The organism is Flavicella sediminum (genome assembly GCF_006381105.1).
In the GTDB taxonomy this organism is placed as follows: Bacteria; Bacteroidota; Bacteroidia; order Flavobacteriales; family Flavobacteriaceae; genus Flavicella; species Flavicella sediminum.
Window position 1 is genome coordinate 1 of sequence record NZ_VDET01000046.1, and the last position, 5,648, is coordinate 5,648.

Below are 5,648 nucleotides of genomic sequence, written 5' to 3' on the forward strand. Positions count from 1 at the left end.
GTGTCTTTTTATTATGTCACTTCTACTTATTTATCTATTTTTAGGTCGACTAAGATAAAAACACAAAATAAGTATAAGCTTAGTCCGGGGCTGAGAATCTTACGATTATCAACTCCCACACTAACTTTATACAAAACCGTTGTAGCTAATAAAAAACACAACTTTATTTTCGAGAAAAAATATAATCAAATAACTAATATTTCTATTTTACGTTTTTTATTTTCATCGATAATATGAATAAAATCAACTACTGTACCTTTAATTATACGTCCTTTATCTGAAAACTCAATTTTATCATTTACTCTAGGTAAAGGATTCATTTCTACTTCAATTTTTTTTGTACAACACCTTGAAAATTAATTGTTACCATATCTATTTTATTTAATTTATACTCCTCATTATTAGGATTTAACTGATTAGTTCTATTATCTATACTTTTATTCATTTTTTGTGTAATTTTAATTTATAAATAAAAACAAAGGAGATTTCTCTCCTCTGCCGATAAAACCCTAACACCTTGATGACCAATATGCATCATTGTTAGTGTTTAATTGATTTGCATGATTATCAAGTTCCGCTTGACTGTAATCATAATTTGAATCTAATGACATAGTATAAGTTTTAAAGATTAAAAAATTCTAAAACAAAAATAATATTAATACTAATCCGAAATATGAATCTGCACCAAGTCGATAATAATTCTAATAGTTTTCCAAGTAAATTGAATGTTATAATGGAAAAGTATCTTTATAACAAGATTATTGAAGAAAAGATACTATTCCCACCTTATTACGACATAAACGAAGAAAAAAAAACCTTTAAAATATCTTTAAAAAACATACTCTATATTCAAAAAACTAAGAGTCGAAAAGACTTAAATGATAAAGAGTATAAAAACTATAACAGAGGATTATTTACATTACATCATGTAGATAATACAGAGGAAGAAAAGCAGGTGCTAGAATTTAAATTCAATAAAGACATCACTTTTGACAAGCTATTAACAATATTAAATAAACCTTTTTTTATTCATGGTTTTAAACCATTTATTAGGGTCAAAAACTTTATAATCTCTATATTTAATATTCAAGCTGTAACAAGTGAAAAAGCAATAAGTCTTAGATTAAAGTCTTCTTCTAAAGATAAAAATTCTAATTACATCGATTGGGAAATAATAATTGGCGAAATCAAAAATATCGAAAAGAAAAAAGAACTTTTAAACTATGTTAATTTATACAATACATTATTAGAAGTTAAAGTTAAGTTTCCAAAAAATCAAAAATTTTATTTAAACCCTAATACTATTGAATCTATTACCAAATCTGAAACGGCAACAATTATTGAACTTCGTGAAAATATTTCAATAAATGGAGATATTATTTCTGAATTAAATTGGAACATTAAGAACAAAAGCCTAAAAGAAATCTACGTATCTAAAATATGGTGCGATGAATATCACCTAATAGAAACCATAAAACAAGGGTTCGGAATTAATAAAATTTACGAATCATTAAAACCGATAAAATTAATTTATGTTTCAGAAAATAGAATAGTTAATCTAAACAGTATAGAAAATAAAAAAAACATCATAAAAAAAAATGATCTTATTGAATATGTATTAGGAAATAAAAAAATTACCGAAGATATATTTGAAACATATTGTAACTACTTGAACGGAGAAGAAATAATATTATTATTAGATTATTTATCAAACAAAAAAGTATTAAATAAAATACTGATTAACAGAATTAACGTATTAATGAATGTAATGGAGAGAATGAAATCTATAGCAGAACAGAATAAGTCTTAAGACAACATTCTTAAAAATTTAGAAATAATAATTACTAGCTACAACACCGCATAAAGTCAATGTGGGTTTTTATGGTTTGCCCAAAGTTCTGTGTCTTTTTATTGTGTCACTTATACTTATTTGAGTATTTTTAGGTCGACAATGATAAAAACACATAATAAGTATAAGCTTAGTGTTAGGCTGAGAATCTTTCGATTATCAACTCCCACACTAACCTTATACAAAACCGTTGTAGCCAAGCAAGAAAAACGAAACCTACTTAATGAGAGAAAATTATCATACTGGTAAAACTTTAACGACAACTGAATGGGTTGAAGTTCTTCAAGACAATGAAATAACAAACGAAAAAGATATTTCAATTCTTCAAGCAATGTATTCCTTTGAAGACAATAAAGCAGCGGCAAGCCAAATCGGTATGATATTGACAGGCGAAACAGGAAGAAAAGCGTCAGGACCCATTAATTTGGAAATGGGAAATTGGGGAAAGCGATTAGTAAAAAAATATCCGATTCGATTTACTAAACGAGAAGACGGAACGGAGAGAAAATGGGACTTATTTTTTGATGGTTGGTCTGACAATAACTCAAATCTGTTTATTTGGAAAATAAAAGACGAACTTTCTGAAGCACTAAGAGAAACTGGACTAACGGGCGAAGAACAGTTTGCGGAAGAAATTCCTATTGATGAGTTTCCCAATTTAACTGAAGGTCTTAAAAGGACTATACAAGTAAATACATACGAACGGAATCCAAAAGCACGACAAAAATGTATTGAATATTGGAAACCAATTTGCTCAGTTTGCGACTTTGAATTTGAAAAAATATATGGAGAATTGGGTAAAGGATTTATTCACGTTCACCATTTAATTCCAGTTTCAGAAGTTGGTCAAGCGTATCAAGTTGACCCAATAAATGATTTAAGACCAGTTTGCCCAAATTGTCACGCAATGTTGCATAGAACAAATCCACCTTTGACAATTGAAGAACTGAAAAATAATATAAAAATGCCTGGCTACAACATTGTATAAGCGTAATGCGGGCGAAAGTGATAAATTTAAACGAATTGAATATTAACAAACATATCGGCAAACTGAAAGTGAAGTGCTTTTAATCCCGCACTACGCTTATACTTGACCGTTGCCAAACATTCCACACATCAGAACCCGATTAATTCATCGAGCTAACGAATAGTGAAAAATTGATTTAAATATTGGTGAAAATTGATAAATTTGACAAAACATAATTAACTGAATATCAACAACAAAAAATGACGTTAGTCGAGATAAAAAAATGAATAAAAATAAAATTTTAATACTTTATATACTTTCATTTATTTTAGTCTCTCATCTCATATTGAAGTTATCTAATTTAAATAAGATTTTTATAATCTGTTTAACTTTCAGCATTTGTTTTTTATTAATTAGAATTTTATTGAACAGCTATATAAAAAAAATTAATAAAACGTTATTTAATATTTCGATTTGTATATTAACTATTCAACTTTCCCATGTTGTTTTACGTAAAGTAAATTATCCTTTTTCTTATGTAGGAATGTATAGTTGGGTAAGTACAGATAGAACAACTAATCACATTCACTCTAGAAACCTCTATGATTTGAAAGATAATTTGATTACATCAAATTCTGGTTTGATATTTTCACCAATTGATGATTTGGAAAGTAAATTAGTAACACGATTATTGAAAAAAAACAACCGAAAATTAGATAGTACAATTATTAATTGGTACAAAATTTATAAAATAAAATGATTAATAGAAAGGAATACGATAATAAATTAAATTTTATCATAATTGTTTGGATATTTTTCCTAGGTAAAAGAGTCTTTCTTTCTGGAAGTATTGATTTAATGTACTATCTAGCTTCAAATAAAGCTGTAGATTTTGAATCATTTCCAATATTTTCATTTTTTAAAGAGTTAATTCTAATTATGAAATACATAGGTTTAATTTCTTCATTTTTCGTTATAATAAATTTTAAGAGAAAAATATTCTACCCTATTTTTATTTTTTCTTTATTTTATTTTTGTTTTGCCTTTTTCCAATTAATAGGAACCTATGGGATATGGGCTTTTTATTTTATCCCTTGCAGTATTCTTTATTTAAGCATGTATAGCACTAACAAAAAGATGTTTTTTAAGTTACTCGTATTTTCTTATTGTACTTTTTATTTTTATGCTGGTTATTCCAAAATATATCCTTTTTGGAAATTTGATGATTGGATCAATGGATACACTATTGAAAACTTGATTTTTTCTCGAATGCATGAAAGCATTTTATATCAAACATTTGGAATTAATATACTTGAATTGCCTGAATTACTTATAAAAATATTTATTATACTCAGTGTCTTTTTGGAATTGGGTGTTATAATAATTTGTTACAAATACTATTTTCACAAGGTCATCATACCTCTTGTATTATCTTTTCACCTTTTTTTATTTTTAACGGGAACACCAGGAATTGTAGAGTACACTATTGGAGCAGCCATATTTATTCCTAATTCTATCGTAACTCATATAATTAATATAAAGAACACTACGAAAAATTATTTACACAAAACGTTAGGCAACACCGCATAAAGTCAATGTGGGTTTTTATGGTTTGCCCAAAGGTTTGTGTTTTTTTATTATGTCACTTCTACTTATTTATCTATTTTTAGGTCGACTAAGATAAAAACACAAAATAAGTAAAAGTTTAGTGCTAGGTCGAGAATCTTACGATTATCAACTCCCACACTAACTTTATACAAAACCGTTGGCATACATAAGAAAAGATAGAATGAAAAAGAATAATTCATATTTCGTAAGTAGTTTAATATCTTTAATTGTGATTTTACTAACAGGTTGGATCGCTTTTTATAGTCATATTTCAATTTTACATGATATTTGCTTTTACTTCCATCTAGTTCCCTTCGGAATTGGTTTTACTGGAGGTAGTACATTATGGATGATATTATACTATTTTATATTATGGAGTATCTTGACTTTGATTATGATTCCAATTATTAAAATGTATAATTCTTCTAAGTACAAACGATTAATTATAATCTCAATAATTTCAATATTTAGTTTAGGGATTTTTGCCGCTTTTTTAGTTGACAACAATATAAAAAAAGAAAGAGAACAAAGAATTTCGAAAAACAAAAAAGAAGACAATGAAAACTTTAAATCATTAAAAACAGGAGATATTATCTTCCAAACCAGAAAAAGAACCGATACAATCGATAATAAAATTGCCATAATAGATGTAGACATTCATGGCTATACTGTTTTGGAAATTACTGATCGAGTGCAGCACACATCGTTAAGATCATGGGTTAAAAATAATGGGAGTTATACTGTAAAAAGATTAAACAATTCAGATAGTATATTCACTGAGCAAAACACTAAAATATTCAGAAAGGAAAAACAAAAATTCATCTTCAAACCTTACGATGATTCTCATTGTTGGTCTGATAACAAAATATATGATTCCGAGTTAATTTGGAAAACATATAAAAGAGCATTAGATATTGAATTATGTAAACTCGATGCTTCATCTATTTCAAGGAAAAATATAGATAATCAAGAAAACTGTTCCAACAGCTATTATATATCATCAACTGCAATTTTTGATTCTAAAAAACTTTTAACTGTTATAGAAAAATAACGTATGCCAACACCGTATAAAGTTAATGTGGGTTTTTATGGTTTGCCCAAAGTTCTTTCTCTTTTTACTATGTCACTTATACTTATTTATCTATTTATATGTCGACAAAGATACGAACACAAAATAAGTATAAGCTTAGTGTTCGGCTGAGAATCTTGCGATTATCAACTCCC

At 27.1% G+C, this 5,648-nt stretch carries 4 protein-coding genes; all 4 read left to right on the forward strand.

Annotation, left to right across the window (positions count from 1 at the left end; translation table 11 throughout):
* Positions 1-733 precede the first annotated feature (733 nt).
* The 4 genes from FGM02_RS17605 to FGM02_RS17620 all read left to right on the forward strand — a co-directional run bounded on the left by FGM02_RS17605 (position 734) and on the right by FGM02_RS17620 (position 5,475).
* Positions 734-1,810, forward strand: a complete 1,077-nt coding sequence (locus FGM02_RS17605; protein ID WP_139959894.1) for a hypothetical protein — start codon at positions 734-736, stop codon at positions 1,808-1,810.
* Positions 1,811-2,072: 262 nt separating this feature from the next.
* Positions 2,073-2,837: an HNH endonuclease gene (locus tag FGM02_RS17610; protein WP_208021549.1), complete on the forward strand. Its 765-nt coding sequence runs from the start codon at positions 2,073-2,075 to the stop codon at positions 2,835-2,837.
* Between the two features lie 735 nt (positions 2,838-3,572).
* A complete protein-coding gene (locus tag FGM02_RS17615) occupies positions 3,573-4,406 on the forward strand; it encodes a hypothetical protein (protein WP_139959896.1) in 834 nt (277 codons plus the stop codon).
* A 412-nt stretch (positions 4,407-4,818) separates the two neighbouring features.
* Positions 4,819-5,475 carry a YiiX/YebB-like N1pC/P60 family cysteine hydrolase gene (locus FGM02_RS17620; protein ID WP_166461222.1) on the forward strand — a complete coding sequence of 219 codons (657 nt, stop codon included), beginning with the start codon at positions 4,819-4,821 and terminating at the stop codon, positions 5,473-5,475.
* Positions 5,476-5,648 lie beyond the last annotated feature (173 nt).

Excerpts from the sequence above, each read along its gene's own strand:
- FGM02_RS17605 (WP_139959894.1), top strand. The coding sequence starts at position 734 with ATGGAAAAGTATCTTTATAACAAGATTATTGAAGAAAAGATACTATTC.
- FGM02_RS17610 (WP_208021549.1), top strand. The coding sequence starts at position 2,073 with ATGAGAGAAAATTATCATACTGGTAAAACTTTAACGACAACTGAATGG.
- FGM02_RS17615 (WP_139959896.1), top strand. The coding sequence starts at position 3,573 with ATGATTAATAGAAAGGAATACGATAATAAATTAAATTTTATCATAATT.
- FGM02_RS17620 (WP_166461222.1), top strand. The coding sequence starts at position 4,819 with ATGATTCCAATTATTAAAATGTATAATTCTTCTAAGTACAAACGATTA.